We start from the raw sequence: 25,826 nt of genomic DNA, 5'->3' as shown, positions 1-25,826 counted from the left end.
GGACAATCAAATAATATTTCTAATACCTAAATCAGGCCCCTAAAAAAAGTGCGGGAAGCAGGATTTTTAAGCCAAGGCCAATTAATATAATGCCACCCACAATTTCCATCCGGCTGCCGAACGCCGCGCCCACCCGCTTCCCAATGACGATAGCGGCCACGGACATGGCGCAGGTAATAATACCAATAAGCGCCGAAGGGTACCAGATATTAACATCCATCACGGCCAGCCCCAGTCCGATGGCCAAGGCATCAATGCTGGTGGCAAAACTAAGCATGACCATGGTCATGCCTTTGGAGGGATCCCTGTGAAGGCATTCTTCGGTATCAGCTATACCCTCCCGGACCATACGCCCACCCACAAAGGCCAGAAGACCAAAGGCAATCCAGTGGTCCACAGCCCGGACATATGAAACAAATCCGGTCCCCAGAACCCACCCGATCACCGGCATCATGAACTGAAACAGGCCAAAGTGAAAGGCCAGGCGGAATACGGCCCGCCGGTCTTGAGCATACCCACAGGCTGCGGCAGCCATGGACACGGCCGAGGCATCCATGGCCAGTCCGATGGAGATAATAACAATATCGAACAAATGCATTAAAACATTTTCTGTACCGCAGCCATTTCCACCACAGGCAAAGGCCCGAGAACCGGGCCGGACAGCTGATTAAGAATTTTCTGGGGCATGGACCGGTACAGCAACCGCGCGGTCAGTGTGTATCCCTTTTGGGGTGAGGCCTTCAAATTAAATAAATGAGCCGCACTTTTCCCCACAGGGATCCGGGTGTCGGATAAAATTTCCTTTGCTTTGGCCATGTTAATGACCGGGTTACCAAGACCGTCCCCAAAGATGGTTTTAAACATCACGGTGTTTTCCGGCAGTTCATTGTTCTTTCCGGGAACACCGGTCTGGAAAATGGCTTTCCCGTCACTATCCGTTAAGGTGACTTCAATCCATACCTGACGCAGATCCCCTACCCCTGTGGGCAGACTGTGACCGGCACCGGTATTGGTTACAACGACCCGGGCGGTGTGATCATCTGTCATGACCAGGAAAATATCTGCCGCATGTTTCAGACGTTCCACAGCCATGACGGATTTATCTTTGGCTGTAAACATTTCCGGCACGCCTGAGTTGGCGCCCACAAAATTGTGGGTAAAGATATGAGGCCGCAGCTTGGCATCAGCCGCAGCACTACCCGGATTTTCAGGCCGAGGCGTCGATCCTGTGGCCGGCACTCCGGGCCGCTGGTACATGTGGCAGCCCTGGCAGGGAACATGTTTTTCAGGATCAGGGCTGTTATACGGACTGTTTTTCCATTCCGTATATGTAGTTTCAAGGTCGGTGCCAAAGGCCGCATGCTTGACATCGTGGCAGGTACCGCAAATTTGTGAATCCGTATGCAGTTTTGAGAAAGCGGCATCATGGAAATCAGGTTCAGCATCATCAAAGGGACCATACTTGATACCGGGATCATCCTCTCCCTGCCCCGGGGATAAAACCAATCCGTTATTATACATCCGGCTGACGTCTACAGCCACGTGGCAATAGTCGCACTGGATGCCCTGGGCAGGAATATCCGGGGTCTGGGATAAATCATCGGACAGTTTTGTCGGAAAACCGGTAACCACCCCCACAGGGGTATGGCACTTTACGCAGGACTCGGCCTCCTCAATCTGACCGGCATCAGTCAGTCCCTGACGAAAAAAGTTTGCCACCCGGATATAAACAGGGTCTTTATGGGAAAGGTGGTGCATGGAACCCTCCCACTGGGCCAGAATCTCATCGTGGCAGGCCCCACAGGTTTCGGGATCAATGAATTGATCCAGTTTAAATGTATTCTCCTTGGAAGAGGCACCAACGGGTACAGCCAACACCAGTAAAACACACAGGCAAGCAAGCCCGCAGCAGATGGGGGCAACCCGGATTCTTTGTTTTTTGTACATAATGAGCACTCCTTTTTATAACAGCCATGGGCTGACTTGGTATATCAATACCGAGGCTCAACCCACAACAAAGCATGAAAGTAATTCAGTGACTTATTGGAACTTTCATATAAAAAAACAGCGTAAGGATTGTTGGCCCCCCGGGCCAATTATCTCTTCGGGCGTCAGGATTTGCAAGGACCACGGCCTTGTTGATTGGCCTTTTGAGTCCCCTTTGCGATCCATTCAAAAAAGCGGACAATGAAATTTTTTTTCTTATGTGCAACATTACTGTTTTTCATGGGTTACCACATGATAAATGAGCAGAATGTGCCCGTCTCCGAGATCTTTAGTGGACTCCAACAACAAGTCACGATCAAGATCCAGCGGAGGGGCAAATAAGGACAGCCCTGAGCCGAACAACCGGGGCACCAAGGTCAGGTGTATCTGGGTGATCAGATTATCCCGGATAAATAACGTGTTGATGGCAGCTCCGCCAACTAAAGCAACGCTGGTGTACCCCTTAAGCTCAAGGTCTTCAAGAATCTTAGCCGGGGGCTGATCCGTAAATATCAGGTTATCCTGATCACTTTGCCTGGATTTATCCCGGGTCATAACGACATTAAGGCGACCCGGCAAGGGTTTACCAATGGTGTCATAGGTTTTTGATCCCATGATCATGACACCTGCCTTTTTGGTCACTTCCACATAATATTTTTTATCGGCTTTGCCGGCCCAGTCCACAATCTGGCTGGAATCCTTTGCAATCTTACCGTCCACGGTTGAGGCCATCAGCAAAATGACGTCCATAAAATTCTCCTGTCCAGAGATGAAAACAGGACAGACAGGCACCGTAAATAGATTCGGCAGCCCTTCCTGTCCTGTTTATTTTTTTGATTTCATAGAAAAACAAAGGCTCTTCTACAAAAACAGATCGAGTATTGGATTAATATTTATACCAGGCCTTCAAAAAAGTCATTGCCTTTATCATCAACAATGATAAACGCAGGGAATTTTTCCACCGTGATCATCCACACAGCTTCCATGCCCAGCTCTTCATATTCAACCAGCTCGACTTTTTTAATAAAGTCTTTGCCCAGACGTGCGGCCGGACCGCCAGGGGAACCTAAATAAAAACCACCGTAGGTCTTGCAGGCATCAGTAACGACCTGGGAGCGGTTGCCCTTGGCCAGCATGACCATGGAACCCCCTTCTTTCTGAAAAATAGGTACATAGGGATCCATACGCCCGGCGGTGGTGGGCCCGAATGATCCTGAGGCTTCGCCTTCGGGCGTTTTTGCAGGCCCTGCATAGTAGATGATGTGATTTTTAGTGTAATCGGGTAGTCCTTCGCCCGCTTCAAGGCGTTCCATGAACTTGGAATGGGCAATGTCTCTGGCCACAATGATTTTACCGGTCAAAGACAGGCGGGTGGATACTGGATACTTGGTCAGTTCAGCGCGAATTTCATCCATGGGACGGTTCAGGTCAATCTCAACAGCGGGTGCCATTTCAGGTTCGCTGGCTGGCAGATATTCCGCCGGATTTTCAACCAGTTGTTCCAGGAACACGCCGTCCCGGGTGATTTTACCCTTGATCTGACGGTCGGCAGAGCAGGAAACGCCAATGCCGATGGGACAGGATGCGCCGTGGCGGGGAAGCCTTACGATCCGGAGATCCAGGGCAAAGTATTTGCCACCGAACTGTGCCCCAAGACCTAAATCCCTGGACCGATCCAGAACTTTTTGCTCAAGGTCAATGTCCCTGAACGCATGGCCGGTTTCGCTGCCCTTGGTGGGCAGAGTATCCAGATATTTGGCCGATGCCAGTTTTACCGCCTTGAGATTAAGTTCCGCAGAGGTGCCGCCAACGACAAATGCGATGTGATAGGGGGGACAGGCTGCTGTGCCTAAGTGTCTCATTTCCTTGAGCATGAATTCAATCAGGCCCTCTTCGGTATTGAGTACGGCCTTGGTCATTTGGAACAGGGCTGTTTTATTGGCAGAACCGCCGCCTTTTGCCATGAACAGGAAGTTGTACTCATCGCCCTGGACCGCAGCGACTTCCACCTGGGCAGGCATATTGTTTTTGGTATTCACTTCGTCGTACATGGTAAGCGGCGCATTCTGGGAATACCGCAAATTGGTTTGTGTATAGGCTTCAAAGGCGCCTTTGGACAATTCGCGCTCATCCTCGGACCAGGTCCAGATCTGCTGACCTTTTTTGCCCATAATGATGGCGGTACCGGTGTCCTGACACATGGGATAGACTTTTTCAGCCGAAATTACAGCGTTTTTCAAGAGTTCCAGGGCAACATAACGGTCATTGTCAGAACTTTCAGGGTCATCAATCACGGCCCGCACCTGCGCCAGATGTTCGGCCCGGTACAGATGGGCCACATCCCTAAACGCGGCATTGGCCAGCAGAGTCAATGCAACGGGCTCCACCATGACCACATCCTTACCCTCAAATTCCCGGACCCGGACATGGTCCTTGGTCAACAGGCGGTATTGCGTTGCATCCTTTTTCAACGGAAACATGGGTTCATAGTTAAATTCCATTCGTTTTTCCCTCTTTAGTAGTTTGTCCCTCTTTTAGAAGATCTGACAAGTAACAGGTATTAAATTCCCTGCTGCCTGCCGCCATTATTTGAAATATTTAATATAAAAGTCCGGACCAATTGTCCAATTTTCTTTTATATTTTTTCTGTGTTCCTATTTAACCATGACCATCCTGCGTCTCAGGAATGCAATCTGAGTCTGAAGAGGCAAATTCTTGGGGCAGTGATCCTCGCACCCCAGAAGGGTCATGCAGCCAAACACCCCGTCATCATCACCGATGATCTCGTAAAACTCTTCATCCGTCCGTTTGTCCCTGGGATCCAGATAAAACCGGGCCAGTCGCATGAAACCCACGGCGGACAAAAAATTCGGCCGCATACGTTTTGTGGCGCAGGCAGACACACAACACCCGCACTCTATGCAGCGTTCCAACTCATATACCTCATCCATGATATCGGGATCCATGCGCTCTTCCAGCTTGTTGAAGTTCATATCATCAGTTCCAATATCATGTATCCAGGATTCCACCCGCTCGCTCATGGCCTGCATGAATTTACCCGTGTTTACGGACAGATCACCAATGAGTTCAAACCCGGGCAGGGGCAGCAGGGTAATCTGACCATCCTCAAATTTTGAGGTCAGGGTCCGGCAGGCCAAATCAGGTTTGCCGTTGATCACCATACCACAGGAACCGCAGCTCCCGGCCCGGCAGACGAAATCAAACTGCAAGGAGGCGTCCTGTTGCTCCCGGATCTCGTTTAATGCAATGAAAAGGGTCATCCCCGGGGTTTCGGTGACCTCGTAGGGTACCATGCGCGGTTCGTCACCCTTTTTCTGGGGGTTATACCGAAATATCTCAAATTTTAAAATTCTGCCTTCTTGACTCATTATTTATACCCCCTGCCGATACGCTCGTTTTTACCTTTGAATTTTTCCGGGATGGGAGTGGGATTAAGCAGCGCCTGCATCTCGAAGCGGTCTGCTTTTTTATTGGCCTTTTTGATCTCTTTGATCTGTGCCTCGCGTTTTTCCGTATCCGGATGGTGAATGGTCTTGTCCACACCATATCCCCTGGCGCCCGGCGGCAGTTCCATCTTCATGACATCCAGCGCTTCATAGGTGACATCCGGCAAGTCTGCCTCGTCGTCCTTCCAGGACGTCAGGGTGCGCTTGAGCCAATCGCGGTCGTTTCTCTCCGGGAAATCTTCCCGGGCATGGGCCCCGCGGCTTTCGGTTCTCAGCAAGGCACCATAAGCTACACACTGGGCTAATTTGATCATCTTGGGTACCCGAATGGCTTCCACCAGCTCGGGGCTGGCCGACGAGATCTTGTTCCGCAAAGCTATATTTTTTGCCCGCTGATTAAGCGATTTAAGCGCGTCCACAGCCTGTTCCAAATCCGATGCGTTGCGAAAGACGCCCACTTTATCCATCATAATCTTCTGCATCTGTGCTTTCAGCTGGAAGGGATTTTCCCCATACTCCCGGGTAAGCAGGCCGCCAATCTTTTCTTCTTCACGGCTCACAAAGTGTTCAATGGTGGCGGTGGAGATATTCAAGCTGTTGGCACCACAATAGTCCGCCACAAATTCACCAATGATCATGCCGGCCACAACGGTTTCAGCAACAGAGTTACCACCCAGGCGGTTAAATCCGTGCAGGTCCCAGCATGCGGCTTCACCGGCCGAAAAAAGTCCCTTAAGGGTGGGGCTTTCGCCTGTAGCCTTGGTTCTGATCCCGCCCATGGAATAATGCTGGGTGGGTCTTACAGGGATGTATTCCGAAACCGGATCAATGCCCAGAAAGTATTCGCAAATCTCTTTGAACTCGCGCAGATTCTTTTCAATATGCTTGCGGCCCAAAAGGGTGATGTTCAGCCAGAGATGCTCTCCGTAAGGGGACTGGACCCCTTTACCCTTTCGCATATGCTCAATCATACGCCGGGACACAACGTCGCGGGAGGCCAGCTCTTTTTTATCGGGCTCGTAGTCGAGCATGAAGCGGTACATATTCCTATCCAGAAGCAGGCCGCCATCCCCCCGGCACCCTTCGCCGGCCAGAATACCCACAGGCACAATACCGGTGGGATGAAACTGAACGGCTTCCATATTCCCCAGGGTGGCAATGCCGGTTTCCAGGGCGATGGCACAGCCAATGCCTTCACAGATCACGGCATTGCTGGAAACGGCATAAAGTCTACCGTATCCTCCCGTGGCAATGGTGGTGGCTTTGGCAATATATGCGATAAGTTCGCCGGTGATCAGATCCCGGACCACGGCACCATAGCAGACGCCGTCCTCGTGAATCAAGGCAATAGCCTCTTTTCTGTCATGGACAGGGATCTCCATCTGAATGGCCTTGTTGCCCATGGTATAGAGCATGGTGTGACCGGTACCATCGGCGGTAAAACAGGTGCGCCATTTTTGAGTACCGCCGAAATTCCGGGCCGAAATCAGGCCGTGGGCCTCCTGCTTCTCAGTGATGGTCTCCTTGTTGCCATTAATAATGACTTCCTGATCACCACCCCGAATCCTGGACCAGGGAACGCCCCAGGCAGAGAGCTGGCGGATGGCCTTAGGCGCCGTATTAACAAACATTCTGGCGACATCCTGGTCACACCCCCAGTCAGCACCTTTAACCGTATCTGCAAAGTGAACATCTTCATCATCCCCCTCGCCTTTGATGCAGGCACCAAGGCTTGCCTGCATGCCGCCCTGGGCCGCTGCAGATTGAGACCGTCTGGCCGGCACTAGAGACAGAATAATGGAATCATAGCCCCGTTGCTTGGATGCAATGGCGACGCGAAGCCCTGCCAGACCGCCACCAATAATGAGAGAATCCGTATATATGATATTCATTGGGCTTTCCCTTTCTTAGAGTGTTCCTTGTGGACCATGACTGCCTTCTATAATGTGCTGGACGTCCCCTTCGACGGCGTTTTCTTCATAGGCGAGTTCAAATTCATGAACGGCAGGCACGCTGTCATGGCTCACGGTTTCTTCGATAGGGGGTACGACTTGTTCATGCAGTGGTTCAGTGTCAGGCGGTTCTGCATGAAACGTATTCACTGCTGCAGGCTCAGCCTCATAGGTCTGGGCGGCGATGGAGGACTGATCGAGTTCACCATCTTTGTGACGCAGGCCATTAATCATAAAGACGGTAAGAGCGAGGAGCCCCGCAGACAAAAAAACAATGATCAGCTTGTTTCGCAAATTTTTCAGTTTCGCCCGATTCGCTCTGCCCTTTTGATAATCAATCCCCTGGAACCAACCCCATTTCATGCACAGCCTATAAAGGCCAATGTTGCCGTGAAACACCACACACACTAGCAAAACCAGGTAGACAAACCACGTATTGTGGGACACCACCCTGTTGGCGCACAGGTAGGCATCAATGGAACCTGGATGGGTAAGCATGGTGTAAAGATGAACAGAACCGACAAAAAGCATAAGAAAACCGGTCAAGGCCTGAATATACCATAGATTGGTATCCTGATGCTTCATCATGGCCATCTGGTCTTTCATGATACGGTGTTGTTTCCAGGAAATGGGAAATTTTCTGATACCTAATAAAGCATGGACGATAAACACGGTAGATACAACAAATACGGCGAAAAAGACGGCAATGGGATAGCCCTGTCCGGTGTTGGACAAGAATGAAAGAGCCATGTTTTGGGAGACCCAGTTAAAAGCTCGCGGCCCAGGAATGATGCTGGCGTTCAAAACGATATGCACACACACGAACAGCCCCAGAACAAGACCGGTAAAGCTCTGGAGAAAATCCAGCCGGGCCGGAAGCCTGCTCTTTTTCTTGATTGATTCAATGGCGTAGCTTCTCAATATAGAAACCTCCTTCGTGTTATCGTTTTAAATGCATCCTTGCAGATCTGCCTATTTAACTATATTCCTACAGACATAGGCATTATTTTTTTAAATGCATTTACTATAGTCACTCAGGTTCCGCTTGACCCTAAGATGAGAAATGGTGCAGGTATGTCCCATCCGCCAGCCCCGAGACGCGGTCAACCCCCGTAATAAATCCAAACCACGGGTTTTGTCAAATTTTATTGTCAAAGACCCTGCCTTAAAAAACATCAATTGGGGGGTGTCAAGCGCCCGACGGTTTTACCGGAAAACATTCCTGAATTATCCAAAATGACTAGGCCATTTTGTTTTTTCTTGAAGTTTTACCCTTGATAGGCCACAATAAAACAATTCATTTCCAAGCTGGATGAATCTTGATAAAAGGCGCCGTTTTAAGTTTCACAATATGATTTATCATTTAATACGACGATCTATATGCTAGAAAAACTAGCCATACAAAAAAAATTCATTACAAAAACTCAGTGCGCACAAGCGATAGAAGCATGTCGTGACGCAGACAACCTTGATCTTGCGTTAAAAAACTATTTTGAAAAAGAAAATATTCTTACCGACAAACAGATGAAAGCGCTTCTGGCCAGTTATGCTGCGTTAAAAACCATCCAGAAGAATCAGGTATTCGGAAATTGTGCCGTTGACCTAGGTATTGTCAGCAAAGAACAATTCCATGCGGAGATGACCCGGCAGACAAACAAACTTGCGAAAAGGAAACAACCAGAGCTTCTCTGTAAAATATGGATACAAACCCAGATACTTAACCAGGAACAGTACCAGCAGATCAGGCAGCAGCTTCAAAGAGAACAGGCCCCCCAGGGGACGGCCCGGCCATCCAAGTCTGCGGCAACGCCTGAGCCTCAACAGACAGATTACGCCATGGACAAAGAACTTGACTGCGGCGTAATGCTGAAAGTGGATGCCTCCGGTATGGCGGCATTTATAAGAAAAACAGATAAGTTTAAAGACACGGTGGCTGCCGCAAAAATCATTGAACAACTGGAGGATAACGGCATCGTTTACGGTCTGGTTGAATCCTCTGCAGTGGAGAAATTCATAAATTCCTCTGGATTCAAAACCAAGCCGTTCCGGGTGGCGCAGGGAACGGATACGGTACCGGGCAAGGATGCCAGGATCGAATATTTTTTTGAAACAGACCATCTCAAGGCCGGGGATATTGACGAAGATGGCAACATTGATTTCAAAGACAGAGGCCCCATTCCCTGGGTGAAAAAAGGAAGTCTGCTGGCAAAAAAATTTCCCATGACTGAAGCCGGTGAGGGGAAAAATATCTTTGACCAGGTTCTTTCCGTTCCTGCCGCGGCAGACATGGCCCTGAAATACGGCACAGGGGTTGTCCGCTCTTCCGACGGCCTTGAACTCTATGCCGAAATCAGCGGCACACCGACTCTTGACCGATCTAACAAAATTCAGGTAAGCCATGCCTTTACTGCGCCCAATGATGTCAATTTCGAAACCGGGCACATTGACTATGACGGAGATATCGTCATCAAAGGTACACTCAAGGCCGGATTTAAAGCCGTGGGACATGTGGTCCGTGTCGGCACGGTGGACGGCGGAAAAATCCGGGCCTCAGGAGATGTCACAGTTCTCAACGGGATGATCGGCGGCAGTGTATATGCCCGGGGCAATGTCAGCATAAAATTTGTGCAGAACTCCACTATTTACTGCCTGGGCAACCTCACCGTGGACAAAGAAATTATGGATAGCCGGATCATCACCTCCGGTGCGGTAATCATCAAAAGAGGAGAAATCATCTCTTCGGACATCACCTGCAACAAAGGGCTTTTTACCCAGCACCTGGGTACCGAGAAATCCGTGCCCAACACCGTTACGTTTGGTGTTGACACCTTCACTGCCCGGGAACTGAAAAATATCCAGGACCGGATTGAACACACGATGGACGAGCAGGAACGCATCAATGAAAAGCTGGATTCCCTGTCCGAAGACATTTTGCGTGACACAACAAATACGTTGGGACTGGTTCACGAAATCGACAGGGCAAGACACGAAAACTTTTTGCTGTCAAAAAACCCAGGAGATCCCACCACACGTGGACTCAAATCCCAAATACAGGTGAACAACCATTTGCTGATGCGGTTGGACAGAGAGCTGAACCAACTGCTTGACCGTATTGAAAAGGGAAAAAGTCAGAGAAGAAAATTCCAGGCTGAATGGAGCCGGCTGGAAAGTACCCTTGAAAAATTGAAAAGCGAACAAAACAATTTCACCCAGTGGCAGCAACGCAATCCGGGGGTCGCCCAGGCGGTTGTCTCAGGCCAGGTCATTCCGGGAACCATGATAAACGGCCCGGATGTATCCATGGAAATAATTGAGGTCAGAAATAATGTAAAAATTCTTCAAACCCTTATCGCCACAGAGGAAGACACTGCATTGGGAATAGACATCGTTGACAATACTAAATGAAAATAAAATCCGGGCTTTCCGGGACAGGCTATATACCAATGACATGCCGGAAATCATGCGCCGGGGGGGTGAAGGCCTAACGCCTGTAAAAAAATACGCCGAAGACGAGCGCGGTTATCCCCTTGTCCCCATCAAAAGAATTACCCGATTTTTCCTTGAAGAGATGAGGAAGGCCCAATTTGTGCTGCCGGACCAGCATATCGAGGAACTTTATACGCTGTTTAAGCTGCTGATCCAGGATCTGCCTGCGGTCTCATTTGATATAGGGGTCAGCATTTCCCAGGAGGACATCCAGGAGGCAGATAATAGAACCACCATTGAACTGCTCACCACAAATATCATCATTACCTATTTTCACCTGGCACAATCCAATCTGGAAAACCAGGACGACAGCCTGCTGAACCCTGATATGCAGTCCATTATTAAACAAAGCACGGCAGGCAGAGATTATAAGCGTCTTGTCGCCAACACCCTGAAAGGGCTTATTTTCAGCCTGGCCCAGGACAAGCCATGGTTTGAATATATCGAAGATATTAATGACGCAGACCTGATCTGCCGTCTGGCCGGTGCCAGGCTGCCGAGCATGGAAAAAACAACCCTGGGCTCCATTACCAGTAAATCCCGGCATGAAATCACCAGTTACAATGAAATGTTCACCAAACTGCTTTATACCCGTGCTCGGACCGTAACCAGCCAAGAAAACAAAAAAGAGTACTTCAGCTCCATGGAAAAGCTGGATGCCGCCATCTATGGTATATTAAAAAAGATGGACCGATTCCTGACGAGGGCTTATAGGTTGAGTCAAATTCTGGACATTCCTTCCAGATCCATCATCGGCGATACATTTTCCCAGCTCAGGCAAAATATGCTGTGGCTATTTTTCGACGTATGGCCCAAAGCGCTTGAAAAGGAAGACATACCTCATCAGACAGCTGTTTCCGCCCTGCGGCACAGAATGAATATCCTGTTTAGCGTGCCCCACATTACACAGTTCTGCCGGGAATTTACCCAGAACCCGGCATTCCAGCCCCCGGTGAATGATCTTTTCCAGCTATTTTTCAAGGGGCTTGTAAACAAAATGAACCGGGTGTTCATGGAAGAGGATAACAGCAGTGCCGGCCTGGGGCAGGTGGAAAGGGCGTTGTTTGAAATCCGGCGGGCCATTGAAAACCTTGCTCTGGACGAATCCCGGCTTACGGATGAAAAAAAGGAGGTAAAAGAAGCTTATATCTCTTTACTTTTTAAAACCGACTTTAAATCTTTAGAAGCGACCTTAAACCTTTGTGACATGATCTGTGAAGTGACCCATGATACGGACCTGGAAATCATGGTCAGTATACGTGCCGCACTTATGGAAAAAAGTTTTTTTACCCTTGAAGAATATGCCGATAAAAAAGTCCCGCCCAAAGACGCCATTCCCGAAATCAATAAACGGCTCCAGGCGTTTGCCGTCCACTACCGGCCCCAAAGGGAATTTTACCGAATATTTTTTGATACCTATGTCATTTCCAAACCCAGGCCCAAGGCTCCCCATTTTACCCAATTTTTTAGGAGTAACAGGTACTTTGCCCAGGCCATGCTTATGCACTTTGCAGACGACAAGGCCATGAAAGACCTTCTGCCGGTGTCTTATATTCAAAAAGCAAAAAAGCTACTGGCGGATCTCCTGGAAAAGCCCAGGTCTCCGGCCTGAGGCCCGAGCTTTGTTGGGCAATAAACCACTGGTCATTTAACCGCCATGGGTTGATCTGATCGAATGACACCGAGACTGCCCCCCACAACAAAGCATAAAGTAATTTAGGACCGCAGATTAAAATTTTGATATAACAACCATGGGTTTGCAAGAATCAACCCACAACAACGCATGAAAATAATTTAAAAACTTATTAAAATGGGCACGGAAAGCTATATGGAAACCCGGCAACCCAGATACCTATTTAACCGAAACGAATTTGCAGGCGCCATGGGGGATCTTGGCACCATCCTGCCCATAGCACTTGGTATGATCCTGGTCAACGGCCTTGACCCCGTAGGGCTGTTTTTTTCCATGGGCGTCTTCTATATTGCCAGCGGTGTGTATTACGGCATCACCGTACCGGTGGAACCCATGAAGGTGATCGGCACCTATGCCATTGCCACTGCTATGACAGCGCCCCAGATCCAGGCATCTGCATTTCTCATGTTTCTCTGCCTTGTGGTGATCGGCGCCACAGGGTCCATGGACAAATTCGGGAAATACATCCCGCGATCCGTAATCCGGGGTATCCAGTTATCCACAGGACTTCTGCTCATGGTCAAGGGGATGAAAATGATCCTGGGCAAAGCCCTACTTAAAGGGGCTGAGCAGGTCGCGGAACCCTACCTTACGATTCAGTCCGCAGGTTTTATTCCCATCACCCTGATTATCGGCATTTGCGGAATCGTTGTTACCCTGGTCTTTTTAAACAATAAAAAACTGCCGGCCGCCCTTATCGTGATTGCCCTAGGCCTGTTATTCGGCCTGATTCTGGGCACGAAACAGGGCATTAACACCCTTAAACCGGGCCTGTATTTTCCCCACCTTTTCCCCCATGGATTTCCTGCCTTGCCGGACTTCACCTTTGCCTTGTTTGCCGTGGTTCTGCCCCAGCTACCCATGACCCTGGGCAATGCGGTAATCGCCCAGGCCGATCTTTCAAAGGACTATTTTGGAGACAATGCCGAAAAAATGACCTACACGGCATTGTGCTTTTCCATGGCTGCCGGTAATCTTTTAAGCTTTATTTTCGGGGGCATGCCCATGTGCCACGGGGCAGGCGGTCTTGCCGCCCACTACCGGTTCGGCGCCAAAACCGCAGGTTCAAATCTGATCATCGGCGGAATCATGGCAGGCCTTGCCCTGGTTCTGGGGGCAGGATTTATTTATGTGCTTTTTCTGATCCCCATGTCCATCCTAGGCGTATTGCTGGTATTTGCCGGAGGCCAGCTTGCCCTGACCATCAGCGACATGCACACCAGAAATGAATTATTTGTCATTGTGACCATCGTCGCCTTAACTCTTGCCGCCAACCTGGCCATAGGGGCTATTTTCGGAATTATTCTGGCATACGGAATAAGACGCGTCCCAATTTAACCCACCCGCCAAGGCTGAAAGGAAAAAGCCATGAATCCTTCACAACCATTTTCTGATCTGAAAGCCATATACCAGGCAGCAATCAAACGAGTGAACCCTTACGCCATGGTACAGTCAAGGGTAAGCCTGGACAACAACACCCTTAATATCCGTCTTGACAACCAAAATATGCACCTGTCCTTGGACAAATTTGAAAATATATATGTGCTTGGCGCAGGCAAGGCCACAGCACCCATGGCAAGGGCAATGGAAGAAATCCTTGGGTCGAAGCTGTCCGGAGGGCTCATTTCAGTTAAAAAAGGGCACACCGACACCTTAAACAAAATTGAAATCATTGAAGCAGGTCACCCGGTCCCGGACGAGAACAGCCGTTCGGCAGCACAGCAGATCATTAAGATTGCATCAAAAGGAGATGAAACCACTCTGTTCATCAATCTAATTTCCGGAGGCGGTTCCGCCCTTCTTGCCTGTCCGGGGGAATGCAGGGATGCAGCTATCACCCTTGCAGACAAACAGAAAACCACTGAACTTCTGCTGGCCTGCGGCGCCGGCATAAACGAAATCAATCGTGTGAGAAAACAGCTGTCCGGCATCAAGGGCGGAAAATTGGCCCGGCACATGTACCCTGCCACATCCGTGAATATGATCCTTTCCGATGTGGTGGGAGATGACCTTAGCGCCATTGCCTCGGGTCCCACAGCACCGGATGGCACCACTTTTGCCCAGGCCCTTGGCATTATCAAAAAATACAAATTGTCATCCAGGCTACCGGCAAGGGTGGCAAAGGTGCTTGAATCCGGTGCCCTGCAAAAAACAGCCAAAAATCAGATCAGTGATGATAAAATTTTTTCAAAGGTTCACAACATTCTTTTAGGCAATAATTTATCTGCCCTGAATGCCGCCCGGCAAGAGGCGGAAACCCTTGGTTACAATACCCGGGTGTTAAGCTCCCGGATTACCGGCGAAGCCCGGGAAATTGCCCGGGTCTTTTCCGGCATGGCCCAGGATATCGCCCTTGGCAGCCTGCCTCCCCAACGTCCGGCCTGCGTGCTTGCCGGTGGAGAAACCACGGTGACCATAAAGGGGAACGGTAAAGGTGGCCGGAACCAGGAAATGGCCCTGTCCTTTCTTCAGGAACTTGAAGCCGGCCCGACCGGAATTGAAAACATATTCTTTCTTTCCGGGGCCACGGACGGCAATGACGGCCCCACGGATGCGGCCGGGGCATTTGCATCCCAGACCGTGCTGGAAGCAGGAAAAAAAGCAGGTCTGGATATCAGTGAATACCTGGTCCAAAATGATTCATACACCTACTTTGATACGGCAGGGCATCTGTTTAAACCCGGCCCTACCAACACCAATGTGTGTGACCTTCAAATCCTTATTATAAAATAATAGCTTATTATAGGTATTCCGTGTTCTTCAGAACTTCAAGCTGCTCAATGGTTTTTTCCGCCACTTTTTTATGTTTAGTATAAAAGCGTTTTAAACGTTCGATAAGCTGCTTTTGCTTTGTATTATCATTGGCATAATATTCATGCGCTAACAACTTTTTGGCGTAAGCTAAATTTGATTGCACATCTTCAGGGATTCGCTCTCCGTCATGACGCGCAGCATCCTCCGGGCATACATCGTGACAAATGCCACATCGAATACATTCGTCGTCATTTATAAACGCAATGTCGTTTTCCATACAAATTGCCCCGGCAGGGCATTCATCAACGCATATTCCGCATCCCGTACACGACTCTTTATTTATCCATGGCATTTATATCTGTCTCCTTTTCTTAATTTTATAATTTTATGTACGTCTCGTTATCATAAGGCTCGCGGGCCTAAAACTGATTTTAAAATGACCATATCATTTTTATTCACACCCAGTAAATCTGCTATTGGGTAACATTTTGCAATTAACAGAAAAAATTGATTTGGATGGGAACTTTCCATAAGACCTTCAAAATTGCCCTGCCCTTTGGATATGATAAGATCAGCATTATTATATGCTTCTACAAATTCATCTGAACAAAATTCAATAAGTGTTGAAGGCGCATCATAACCATTGGAAATAACCCTGCAAACTTTATCAATGCCTACTTGATTCGCATCTTCAAGTGTTGCGTCGTTAATGACAGGTTTTCCCCGTACAGCAAACGTAATGTTTTGATGCTTCATTGTTTCAATAAATAATTTATCAAAAACTATTTCACCACAATTATCGCCTAGGTACAAAATATTTTTAGCTTTATTGATTTCATTTTTTAATTCCGGCGTCATGTCAATTTTTAAATTTTTATGGAAAAAAGATTCAATCTGATTCGAGATGTCGTCATTAACACTTTGGGCGCCATAATCAATTATATTGCCGATAACCGACAGTTTTGCCGCTGTAAAAAAAGGATTTTCGCTTTCATTCACTATAGTTTCCCAATATGGGTATTCTTTTAGAAGGATATCATTGGCCTTTAATTTTTCTTCGGCATATAGGTTCGTATTGCTAAGATGAACCTTGGCCATGCGGTGAATTTCAGTTGCCAATTGGGGGTTCGGAAGTTCCCGATTAGATTCAATAAGTTTGTGGACTGAAAAAATAAATTTTTCTGCAACTTTTTCATCAGGTTTAAACTTATCAATAAGTTTTTCAATTGTCCTTATATGACAGAAATAACATTCGTGTCTCATAATTTTCCTTTATTCCATATATTGCTATTGACCGTTCAAAATAATCTTTTGAATATTAAATGCATTTCTTAGGAAGGACCACAGATTAAATAACTTTTTATCTGACAGGTGCCCTTACGATCCAACCTTAGGCAGGATATCCTTAAACACAACGCCGTAAATATCCCAGATGGTGACAAACAATGCGGCAATAATCGGACCGATGATGATGCCGATAATACCGAACATGGCAATGCCGCCAAGGGTGGAAAATAAAATCAAAAGATCGTGCATTTCCGTGTCTTTACCCACAAGCCGGGGCCGCAAAAGATTGTCAACACTTCCCACGATCAGCCCGCAGAAGACAATCAGAGCGCCGGCTTTGAACCACATGCCCTGGACGGCCAGCCAGAGGCCTGCCGGAATCCATATCAAGGCGGTCCCAATGCCGGGTATAATGGACATAACTGTCATGACAGCACCCCAGAAAACAGAACTGTGGATGCCGACCACGGCAAACGCAATGCCGGATGCCCCGCCCTGAACAACACCGATGATGACCGTTCCCTTGATCGTGGCGCGCGCCACAGAGGTAAACCGGTCAAGAAGCCGTCTTTCATCCTTATCCTCCAGGGGCATGTAAAATAGGATTTTCTCTAATAGCAGATCTCCGTCTATGAGGAAAAAAAACATGGTGTACAAAAGAATGGCCACCATAAATATAAAATTGATTGTGCCCATGGTGGCGGCCTGAAGCCCGTTGACAAAAAACTGACTTGCGGCACCGACCAGTTCCCCGGCCTTGGTGTAGATAGTTTCCCTGTAGGGGGCTATGTGTTCATAAAACGGCAAATCTTCCAGCCACTGGGAAATGGCTATGGGCGAAGATAATTGTTTCTGGACCCAGGGTGTTGCTGTCTGGCTCACTTTAATGGCCTGGCTGGTTACAATGCCGAGAAGACCACTTAAGGGAAGAAGAACAATAAAAATAATAATCATGATGGTGATCCCGGAGGCTGCGGCCTGTCTGCCCTTCAGCCATTTATTAAGCCGCTGGTACAACGGATAGGCCAGGGCTGAAAAAATGCCCGCCAGCAGAATAGCCATGAGAAAAGATTTTATCATGACAAGAAAAACGGCTGAAATAAAAAACACCAGCAATAATAAAAATGAGGGATGGATCAGATCTCGATTCATGAAAATTTGCCTCCAATAAAGATGTTTTTAACGCCCTCTCCTATCAGTACAACATTTTGAAATCAACAACTTGTTTGTATCTCTTCTTATTTTTCCGCCACAATCAAAAAGCCCTTAACCGGCGCCCCGGACTGCTTCCGGATATCCGTGCTGTCCAATGCCAGTGGTTTGAATCCATGCCGGTTCAGACAGGTCTGAATATATTTTTGGGAATGTGCATACCGACCGCTGGGATAAAGCTCATAACTTTTTAAATTGTCTTTTAATTTTTCCACTGAAAATGCAAGTTTCCCACCCGGCGCAAGGGATGCTGCTGCTGATTTGATAATTTGTTCCAAATCTCCGAAATAGACAAAGACATCAGAGCTGTAAATAAGATCAAATTTTACAGGAAACACCCATGCCTGCAGAATATCAAATACCTCCAGGCAGCTGTAAAGTTTCTTTTCAGCCGCTTTTTCGAGCATCTTTTCCGATATGTCGACACCGGTCAGGCTTTTTGCAAACGGCTGGTACAGCACGGCACCCAGCCCTGTGCCGCAGCCAAGATCCAGGATCTCCATATTTTCGGTTAGATAGGGACGCACCATATGGAACAGAAGTTCCGGGGTTTTATATTCCAGTTTTTCAACCAAAATGGATTCAAAATTTTGGGCACACTGGTTAAAAATACTGCGAACATGGGCCACCGGTGCGGCATCAGGCGGGGTATCCCCCCCGCAGATGCTCTGGAGCATGAATTGTGCGATTTCATTTTGCGGCTGACTTTCAAGCACCTTCCGGTAATGGGTTTCGGCTTCTTTGAACCGTTCGAGTTTTTGAAGCATGATTCCGATATTCAAGTGGGGGGAGACATAATCCGGCTGAATTTCAATGGCCTTTTGATATGCGTTTAACGCCTGCTCTACCTGACCTTGCTCATCCAGGGTCACACCCAGATTGTTCCATGCTTCAGCCATTTCAGGCGCAAACCGGACAGACGCACGAAAACTTTCCATTGCATCATCCGGTTTCCCCGTTTCCCGGTAAGCCACGCCCAAATTATTCCATATCAGGCCGGCCTCGGGCTGCTGTTCAAGCATCTGCTGATATAAAGGGATGGCACCTTGATGATCATTTTCCATCTGTTTCAACCGGCCCAATTGATAACATGCAGACAAATCCGGTGGGGTGAGACCGGCTGCTTTTTCAAATAACGGTTTGGCTTTCTCCGGCCGGTTCTGATCCAGGTACAGAATTCCGAGCGCACTCATCGGCGCCCCCCACTCCGGTTTCATCTCCAGGATTTTCCTGTAGCCTTTTTCCGCCTCGAAAAATTTGCCCGACTTGTGACTGATGTATGATTTCTGAAAAATATGTTCGAAATCGTCCTTTGCTGCCTTTTTCATATAAAAATGCTTTTCTTTCCTTCATTGATGCCCCTTCCGGAAGAGTCAGCAACACCTTGGCATTGATGATATCCCGGCATTTAATGGGCAAGCGGTCCCAAGGTTTTCTGCATGGATATTTTAAAATTATTTTCAGCGTAACAGGGTCGGTCAAATTGATCAACATTTGATCATCGGCAGATCATCCTGTTACATTCCGTTACAGTGATGTCCGGTTAGGTCTTTGCATCACGTGATTTTATTTATTTTTTTAAATTATTCGGTCATATTCCCTTAAAATACCCTTTTCGGCAATAATTTGCTTGGCCCGCGCTCCCCTCCCCCTTTTCATGCGAAGAATACGACTTTTGTTATTTACATCAGCTGTCATTTCTGAAACCATAGAAGATATCTTTTTAAAAAGCCGATATTAAGCAACAAGATAAACAGCAAAGAAAACACTAATCCAAAATATTTTTCAGTTCGTTTTAAATCTTTGATAGTGAACAGTGATCACAAAAAGCGAAAAGGAGGCAGAAATAATGAAAGACAATGCACGGGCCATGGTCAAAGCATCCCTGGCAGCAGATTCTCTGGCACTTGGGGTCCACTGGATTTATGATGCAGAAACAATCAAATCAGATCACGGCGTTGTAGATCAATTAATGGCACCCGGTCTGGACTCTTACCATCCCACCAAAAAGAAAGGTGATTTCACCCATTATGGGGATCAGACCCTGGTTCTACTCAAATCCGTAGCAAATTCAGGCCGCTTTGATCTCAATGATTTTTTTGAGCAGTGGAAGGTCTTTTTTGAAAACTACAACGGGTATTTTGATTCAGCGACAAAAACCACATTAAAAAATATCGTCAAAAAAAAAGGGCCCTTTGACTGTGGCTCCCTGTCCAATGATATTGCCGGGGCAGCAAGAATCCCCCCGTTGATTTTAAGCCTGTACAATCATCCTGATCAATTGATTGAAGCAGCCAGGACCCAGACCCAAATGACCCACAAGGATACAAATACCGTTGACGCGGCGGTTTTCTTTTCACTGCTGGTTGTGGAATGCCTCAAGGGAACACCGCCTTCTGAAGCCATGAAAAGCCTTTCCCAAGGTCGTTTTTCGGATTCTCCAATTTCAATGTGGACCCAACAGGGGTTGGACGCGGCTGATCAGGAAAGCGTTCCGACGATTATCCGGTTCGGTCAGTCCTGTTCGATCCTTGACGCCTTTCCAGGCATCGTTCAGGTCATTACCAGACATGAGAACGATCTCTCCGGCGCTGCCATTCAATCGGTCATGGCCGGCGGGGACAATGCCGCCCGGGCCGCGATAGTGGCCATGGTGCTGGCCGCTTACAGAGGACTGGATGACAAAACCCGGGAGTGGGCAGAAGGATTGAACCAGAAAGAAACCATCAGCGCCTGCCTGGAAAAAATCGTTTAGCAATTCTTTTCTGTGCCTGTTGAATTGTCAGGATAAGGTTAATTTTGACAACCATTTTGATGCAAGCCTGGTGTCTGCCCCGTTTGGAAAAGTCTTTTCCCTGTTAAGTTTTTTAGAAACTTGGACCATTTTTATTTCAGGGAAAAATTTTTTAAATAAATCAAAATTTGGGCTCAAGTTATTGTCGTTCCATTTAACCTCTACTAACAGGGAAGGAGTGTTGTTTTTTGAAATACAGAAATCAATTTTTTTGCCATCCTTATTTTTCACATAATACAGCTTTCCTTCTTCACCCAGGCAATCCTCCCGGAAATGCAACTCTTTTTGAATGGCGCATGCTACGGCATTTTCCAGCTTAACACCCTGCTCACCTATAACCTGCCCCGTATCATAAAAGTAAAATTTAGGCGCTTTTTGAATAGCCCTGGCGATATTTTTATGAAAGGGAGGTACCTTAAAAAGCACATACATGTTTTCAAGTATCGTTAACCACCTTTTTACTGTTTTGTCTGAACATTGCAGATCCTGGGCCAGGGAACTATATGAAATTGGGCTTCCCACCCGGTGTTTTAACAATTGAATCAACGTTTCAATCTGAGTGATCTGCTGAACATTCTCAAGGTCAATGAGATCTTGTTTTAAAATGATATCAAGATGAGATTTTTTCCAACGGTTATAAAAACGGGTTGTTCCATTTAAAAAAGGTTCAGGAAAGCCGCCAATCGATAAAAGTTTGTCCAGCTCAATTTCAAGGTCGTCTGGTTTCAAATAAGTGTTGATTTCTTTAAGATCCAAAGGGTGCAACCTAAATTGGAAAAATCGCCCTGCCAAGGAATCACCCACTTTTTTATAAGTATCTAACCTGGCGCTGCCTGTAACAAGTATTGATGGCGGGATGCCTTCCTTGTCATAAATTCCCTTCAGCCATGATTTCCAGTTTTTCAGCTTATGCAGTTCGGGCTTGATCATAAGATGGGCCACGGGGTAGCAAAAGAAAATAAATTTATGAGAAAAATAGATAGACAAAAATAGCCCGGTCTGAGAATAGATATTGCGCCAACAAAAACTATTCTAAATAAAGGAACAACAGACCGAGCATGACCATTACATACTCTGAGTCTTCTCAAAAAGCAAATCTGAAAAAGAGGTGGGATAGAGACGACGTCTCCATGAAAATTATTGATTTTCAAACCCACAAAGAAAAACTCAGCCAGCGGGAGTTTGCTAAAGATAACGGTGTTCCCCGTACGACGCTCCAAAATTGGCTGAACCGTATGAACCGAATTGATGCGGATCCGTCCATGGTCTCTTTTTTTGAGAGCCCGGCAGGGGTTAAATTTTTACATATCCTGATTCAGGCTCTCCATTTTGGGGGTTGATCATAAGATCGGCCATTATCACTAACTCACCATCTTTATTCTACTTCTTGGCCTTGCAGGTAAAGGCATATTTTCAACAAGCCATTCAAACATGTTGATCGGTTTGTTTTCAAAAAATCGTTCTGCCGCGGTGGTCCCGTCAGGCCTTTTTAAATGGAAGTTATGAATTACTGTCAAACCCTTCATTTTTCGATCACTCAGGCGGTGCATTCCATGGTGATGCAAAGATAGTTGAGCATTTCGTCCTTCTACACAGGAACTTGATCTTTGAAAAAGTCCAGCACACTCCTTGGCAGTTCTTACCATGAAGTCGATTTCACAATCATCAAATCCGGAAAGAGGCCCGGTTTTGTCCTTCAAAACTGAAAGTAATTCCTGTGATTTTTGTCGAATTTTCCCTCTTTTTTCGGGGTCCGTCTCCTTTTGGGCAACTTTGTGGAGGTAAAAGCCCGGAATCAACCGGTTGTGCATTAATTCGCGTTGGTCATCAGTCAAAACGGCTCTGTTGCAAAAAAATCTTGAAAATCCCTAAGTCGTTGATTTAGTTAGAATTAATTTTTCACGCTGTAAAGGTACATATTCAATAAGATCAAACACTTACTCTTTTCCTTCAAATTTTTTTCAACAGAGCCCTTTCGAATCATGTGCATCGTCTCATACCCCCTGAGCGTCCTCCAAGCCGTGTGAAAGGATTGAAAGCCGAGGCCGGGTTTAACCCGCCGCTTGATAAACCGATGATCCTGTTCAACGATATTGTTCAAGTACTTGATTTGTCTGACTTCACAAGTTTCCGGAAGGAATCCTTCCTCTTTGAGTTCCTTGATCGCTGCAGGATAAGCGCGGTTCTTATCAACCGTAATTACCCGGGGTGTTGACGTATGTGAGGCTTTTAAGGCTTTCCGAAAAAACCGTTTGGCAGCCTTGGTATCTCTTTTCGCGCGCAGTATGAAATCGATTGTATTTCCTTGAGAATCAACCGCCCGGTACAGGTACTTCCACTTTCCCTTGACCTTTATATAGGTCTCATCGACCCGGTATGAATCATTTGTCGGACGAAGGTGAGACCGGCACCGTTTCTCAATTTCTGGGGAATAACGTTGAACCCACCGGTATATGGTCGTGTGGTCAACCTTTATCCCCCGTTCCAGCATCATTTCTTCCAGATCCCGGTAGCTAAGGGCATAACGCAAATACCACCGAACATTTAGAAGGATAATCTTTTTTTCAAAATGACGCCATTTGAACAGATTTTTTAAAATCATGAACACATTTTCCCCGGTATTTGAGTTTGAGGAAATGCTTTTAACATGGATTCGGAATTCTTTGCAACAGAACCGATCAATATTAGGATTGATAATCTTCATCTAAAAAAGGGGTAGAAAATATCAGCAATTTGACTTATTTTTTGGTACAAAGCAAGATACCAAATTTTAATTAATAAAAATAAAAGCAGGCCGCTATCAAAATGAAGATTATAAAAGTTATTGGAATTGTATGTTTGATGTGTTTATGGCTATCTGCGGCTTACAGCAAAGCCGGCGAAAGAGATCTTGCCAAGGTAATGGCTGACCATCTCCAGTGTTATCCTCTGGAGATACTTAGCTTCGAGGAACAAAATCCCATCATTATCAAGAAGTCTGTTTGTCTGGCTGCCATTTATCATAAGTCAGGTGCTGAACCCTTATGGGTGTCAGAGAAGGGACCTGGGGAGCGCGCAGCAATCATATTGAAATATTTGAGAAATGCCGGCAATGAAGGGCTGAATCCGGCTGATTATCAGGTAAAAAAAATAGAAAGGCAATGGGCTGATCTCAGCCTGAATTCGTTGGCAGAACTTGATACGCTTTTAACTTACAACATGGTGAAATATATCCATGATGTCAGTTACGGACAACTTAAGCCCTACATGGTCAACCCAAAACTTTTTGCCGAAGCCGGTGAAAGAGGATTTGATCCCCTCAAAATGGTGGAGACCATTCGAAAAACGGAAGACCTTGAAGCGTTTTTTCAATCATTGCCGCCCCAGCATCGTCAATATATGGGGCTTAAAAATGCTCTTATTCAGTATAGCGGCATGAAATACAGTGGGCTATGGCAAAAAGAGATCTTAAGAAAAAGTATCAGGCCCGGAGATGAGGATGAGAAAATCATTGAGATCAAAAAACGGATCGCACTGCTGGAAAATGCCGGCGTGGAGAGTTTAACGACGGACAATCTTTCACTCTTTGACGATGATCTGATGAAAAAAATGATTCGCTTCCAGCTGAATAATGGTCTTGAACCGGACGGTATCATAGGCCCTAAAACCATGCGTGAACTGAATAAATCACCACAAGAGCGGTTGGATCAGATAAAGGTAAATATGACAAGATGGCGTTGGCATGATCATACGCTGGGAGATAAGTATATTCTGGTTAATATCGCCAACTACAGGCTTTTTGCCTATGAAACGGATAAACTCAAATTCAGCATGCCTGTGATTGTCGGTGAATTACAGAACCAGACCCCTGTCTTCAGTGACAAAATCAAATATCTTGAGCTCAATCCATATTGGAATATGCCACCCAGTATTGCCAAGAATGAGGAACTGCCGAAACTCAGAAAAAATCCCAACTATCTTGTAAATAAGAATATACGGCTTTTTTCCAACTGGCAGAAAGACGGTGTTGAGATTGATTCGACTGTCATTGACTGGAATGCGGTCACCCCTTCCCAGATGGCAGGGTTCAAACTTCGCCAGGATCCAGGGCCGGCCAATGCACTGGGGAGGGTAAAATTTGTGTTTCCCAACCAGTATTTTGTATACCTCCATGACACGCCGTCAAAAAAATTATTTTCCAGACAAACAAGGTCCTTCAGTCATGGATGTATCCGGGTTTCGGAACCGGAAAAACTGGCAGCGTTTCTCCTCAACGAAAAGGACAATAAATGGGATCGGGAACGGGTGAATCATCTGATTAACCTGGGCAAAAGAAAAGTGCTTAAAATTCGTCCGACGATACCTATACACATCACTTATCAAACTGCATGGGTTGACAAAAACGGTCAAATCAATTTTAATGGGGATGTTTACAGAAGAGATGAAAAGTTGTATCAAGCATTATTCATAAAATAAGAAAGCGATTTTCACCTTGGAATCTATCTTTATTCCTGATCTCAGGAAAAAAATAAGCAGACGTTCGTTTTTACTGGCATCGACCCAAGCAGTAATGGGGTTAGTTATCCCCTCATCGGTTTTGGCGATATCATCACCCCCCCGGCCGTTGCGTTTCTATCACACCCATACCGGCGAAAGGATCTCCATAGATTATTCTTCAAAAACCTATACCGGTTCGTTGCGTAAAAAAATTGAATATTTTTTCCGCGATTTTCGTACCGGTGAAGTTCATTCCATAGATCCCCACCTTCTTGATGTGCTTTCCACCATTCAGCATTCTTGCGGCAGTCGTTCCTGTTACGAGATTATTTCCGGATACAGGTCGCCCAAAACCAATGAGTCGTTGAGGAAAAAAAGCAGCGGCGTCGCAAAACAAAGTTACCACATGAAGGGGAAAGCCTTAGATATCAGGCTGGCGGGGTTCGATACAAAGAACCTTCGCAATTTAGCTATAAAATATAACAACGGTGGTGTCGGTTTCTATCCTGAATCGGATTTTATTCATATTGACACCGGTAATAAAAGAAGCTGGTAGTTTTTTAATTCCGGGGACATCTATGAAAGCGCCGGGATAAACCGGCCTTTTCATCATGTCCCTAAATTTACAACCCCAAAACACAACATTAGCCTTTTCATAGGCAAAGTCCTTGCATTTATCCTGATTTTTAAAAAAAACTCAAAAAAAACAACTTGACAGT

The 25,826-nt window shown here is 46.7% G+C and carries 22 protein-coding genes; 8 read left to right on the top strand and 14 right to left on the bottom strand.

Annotated features, from left to right (window positions below; all coding sequences use genetic code 11):
- Positions 1–31: 31 nt before the first annotated feature.
- The 7 genes from EYB58_RS08425 to EYB58_RS08395 all read right to left on the bottom strand — a co-directional run bounded on the left by EYB58_RS08425 (position 32) and on the right by EYB58_RS08395 (position 8,326).
- Positions 32–598 (bottom strand): manganese efflux pump MntP, encoded by a 567-nt coding sequence (locus tag EYB58_RS08425; RefSeq protein WP_111952571.1) that lies wholly within the window; start codon positions 596–598, stop codon positions 32–34.
- Positions 598–1,947 carry a multiheme c-type cytochrome gene (locus tag EYB58_RS08420; protein ID WP_111952569.1) on the bottom strand — a complete coding sequence of 450 codons (1,350 nt, stop codon included), beginning with the start codon at positions 1,945–1,947 and terminating at the stop codon, positions 598–600. The genes EYB58_RS08425 and EYB58_RS08420 overlap by 1 nt, the downstream gene beginning before the upstream one ends.
- A 267-nt stretch (positions 1,948–2,214) precedes the next feature.
- On the bottom strand, positions 2,215–2,736 hold the full coding sequence (locus EYB58_RS08415; protein ID WP_111952567.1) for a dihydrofolate reductase family protein: 522 nt from the start codon (positions 2,734–2,736) through the stop codon (positions 2,215–2,217).
- Between the two features lie 143 nt (positions 2,737–2,879).
- A complete protein-coding gene (locus tag EYB58_RS08410; RefSeq protein ID WP_111952565.1) occupies positions 2,880–4,487 on the bottom strand; it encodes a fumarate hydratase in 1,608 nt (535 codons plus the stop codon).
- Between the two features lie 153 nt (positions 4,488–4,640).
- Positions 4,641–5,375 carry a fumarate reductase iron-sulfur subunit gene (locus EYB58_RS08405; RefSeq protein WP_111952563.1) on the bottom strand — a complete coding sequence of 245 codons (735 nt, stop codon included), beginning with the start codon at positions 5,373–5,375 and terminating at the stop codon, positions 4,641–4,643.
- Positions 5,375–7,345 carry a fumarate reductase flavoprotein subunit gene (locus EYB58_RS08400; RefSeq protein ID WP_111952561.1) on the bottom strand — a complete coding sequence of 657 codons (1,971 nt, stop codon included), beginning with the start codon at positions 7,343–7,345 and terminating at the stop codon, positions 5,375–5,377. Before EYB58_RS08400 ends, EYB58_RS08405 begins: the two co-directional genes overlap by 1 nt.
- Before the next feature lie 15 nt (positions 7,346–7,360).
- The gene (locus EYB58_RS08395; RefSeq protein WP_111952560.1) at positions 7,361–8,326 is read right to left on the bottom strand and encodes a fumarate reductase cytochrome b subunit; all 966 of its coding nucleotides are present in this window, start codon (positions 8,324–8,326) and stop codon (positions 7,361–7,363) included.
- 459 nt (positions 8,327–8,785) lie between these two features.
- On the opposite strand from EYB58_RS08395, the gene EYB58_RS08390 reads away from it, so the two are divergent.
- The 4 genes from EYB58_RS08390 to EYB58_RS08375 all read left to right on the top strand — a co-directional run bounded on the left by EYB58_RS08390 (position 8,786) and on the right by EYB58_RS08375 (position 15,317).
- The gene (locus EYB58_RS08390) at positions 8,786–10,810 is read left to right on the top strand and encodes a DUF342 domain-containing protein (RefSeq protein ID WP_111952559.1); all 2,025 of its coding nucleotides are present in this window, start codon (positions 8,786–8,788) and stop codon (positions 10,808–10,810) included.
- On the top strand, positions 10,794–12,503 hold the full coding sequence (locus EYB58_RS08385; RefSeq protein ID WP_111952557.1) for a hypothetical protein: 1,710 nt from the start codon (positions 10,794–10,796) through the stop codon (positions 12,501–12,503). Before EYB58_RS08390 ends, EYB58_RS08385 begins: the two co-directional genes overlap by 17 nt.
- Before the next feature lie 216 nt (positions 12,504–12,719).
- On the top strand, positions 12,720–13,922 hold the full coding sequence (locus tag EYB58_RS08380; protein ID WP_111952555.1) for a putative sulfate/molybdate transporter: 1,203 nt from the start codon (positions 12,720–12,722) through the stop codon (positions 13,920–13,922).
- Positions 13,923–13,952: 30 nt separating this feature from the next.
- Positions 13,953–15,317: a glycerate kinase type-2 family protein gene (locus EYB58_RS08375; protein ID WP_111952553.1), complete on the top strand. Its 1,365-nt coding sequence runs from the start codon at positions 13,953–13,955 to the stop codon at positions 15,315–15,317.
- Positions 15,318–15,324: 7 nt separating this feature from the next.
- Here EYB58_RS08375 and EYB58_RS08370 read toward each other — a convergent pair whose 3' ends face one another.
- From EYB58_RS08370 to EYB58_RS08355, 4 genes are all read right to left on the bottom strand, one after another.
- On the bottom strand, positions 15,325–15,690 hold the full coding sequence (locus tag EYB58_RS08370; RefSeq protein WP_111952551.1) for a DUF362 domain-containing protein: 366 nt from the start codon (positions 15,688–15,690) through the stop codon (positions 15,325–15,327).
- 50 nt (positions 15,691–15,740) lie between these two features.
- Complete coding sequence (locus tag EYB58_RS08365; RefSeq protein ID WP_111952549.1) at positions 15,741–16,601, bottom strand: damage-control phosphatase ARMT1 family protein; 861 nt, start codon at positions 16,599–16,601, stop codon at positions 15,741–15,743.
- Positions 16,602–16,715: 114 nt separating this feature from the next.
- Complete coding sequence (locus tag EYB58_RS08360; RefSeq protein ID WP_111952547.1) at positions 16,716–17,777, bottom strand: AI-2E family transporter; 1,062 nt, start codon at positions 17,775–17,777, stop codon at positions 16,716–16,718.
- A gap of 86 nt (positions 17,778–17,863) precedes the next feature.
- Positions 17,864–19,165 (bottom strand): tetratricopeptide repeat protein, encoded by a 1,302-nt coding sequence (locus EYB58_RS08355; protein WP_111952545.1) that lies wholly within the window; start codon positions 19,163–19,165, stop codon positions 17,864–17,866.
- Between the two features lie 521 nt (positions 19,166–19,686).
- Between EYB58_RS08355 and EYB58_RS08350 the strand changes: the two genes are divergently transcribed.
- Positions 19,687–20,592 carry an ADP-ribosylglycohydrolase family protein gene (locus tag EYB58_RS08350; protein ID WP_111952543.1) on the top strand — a complete coding sequence of 302 codons (906 nt, stop codon included), beginning with the start codon at positions 19,687–19,689 and terminating at the stop codon, positions 20,590–20,592.
- 27 nt (positions 20,593–20,619) lie between these two features.
- On the opposite strand, the gene EYB58_RS08345 is transcribed toward EYB58_RS08350, so the two are convergent.
- Positions 20,620–21,561 carry an ATP-binding protein gene (locus EYB58_RS08345; RefSeq protein ID WP_242637597.1) on the bottom strand — a complete coding sequence of 314 codons (942 nt, stop codon included), beginning with the start codon at positions 21,559–21,561 and terminating at the stop codon, positions 20,620–20,622.
- A 128-nt stretch (positions 21,562–21,689) separates the two neighbouring features.
- Here EYB58_RS08345 and EYB58_RS08340 point away from each other — a divergent pair, with 128 nt between their 5' ends.
- Positions 21,690–21,971 (top strand): helix-turn-helix domain-containing protein, encoded by a 282-nt coding sequence (locus tag EYB58_RS08340; protein ID WP_111952541.1) that lies wholly within the window; start codon positions 21,690–21,692, stop codon positions 21,969–21,971.
- Positions 21,972–21,992: 21 nt separating this feature from the next.
- Here EYB58_RS08340 and EYB58_RS08335 read toward each other — a convergent pair whose 3' ends face one another.
- Both EYB58_RS08335 and EYB58_RS08330 read right to left on the bottom strand, forming a co-directional pair.
- The gene (locus tag EYB58_RS08335) at positions 21,993–22,442 is read right to left on the bottom strand and encodes a DUF6399 domain-containing protein (protein ID WP_111952539.1); all 450 of its coding nucleotides are present in this window, start codon (positions 22,440–22,442) and stop codon (positions 21,993–21,995) included.
- Between the two features lie 80 nt (positions 22,443–22,522).
- Entirely contained in the window at positions 22,523–23,233 is a 711-nt protein-coding gene (locus EYB58_RS08330) for an IS6 family transposase (protein ID WP_111952791.1), read from the bottom strand.
- Positions 23,234–23,472: 239 nt separating this feature from the next.
- Here EYB58_RS08330 and EYB58_RS08325 point away from each other — a divergent pair, with 239 nt between their 5' ends.
- Positions 23,473–25,086, top strand: coding sequence for a L,D-transpeptidase family protein (locus EYB58_RS08325; RefSeq protein WP_242637596.1), 1,614 nt, complete (start codon positions 23,473–23,475; stop codon positions 25,084–25,086).
- A 16-nt stretch (positions 25,087–25,102) separates the two neighbouring features.
- Positions 25,103–25,663 carry a peptidoglycan L,D-endopeptidase MepK gene (gene mepK, locus EYB58_RS08320; protein ID WP_479723404.1) on the top strand — a complete coding sequence of 187 codons (561 nt, stop codon included), beginning with the start codon at positions 25,103–25,105 and terminating at the stop codon, positions 25,661–25,663.
- The last annotated feature ends 163 nt before the right edge of the window (positions 25,664–25,826 follow it).

The organism is Desulfobacter hydrogenophilus, assembly GCF_004319545.1.
GTDB classification, from domain to species: Bacteria; Desulfobacterota; Desulfobacteria; order Desulfobacterales; family Desulfobacteraceae; genus Desulfobacter; species Desulfobacter hydrogenophilus.
Note: the sequence above shows the minus strand (reverse complement) of the source record. Positions and strands in the feature narration are given on the sequence as shown.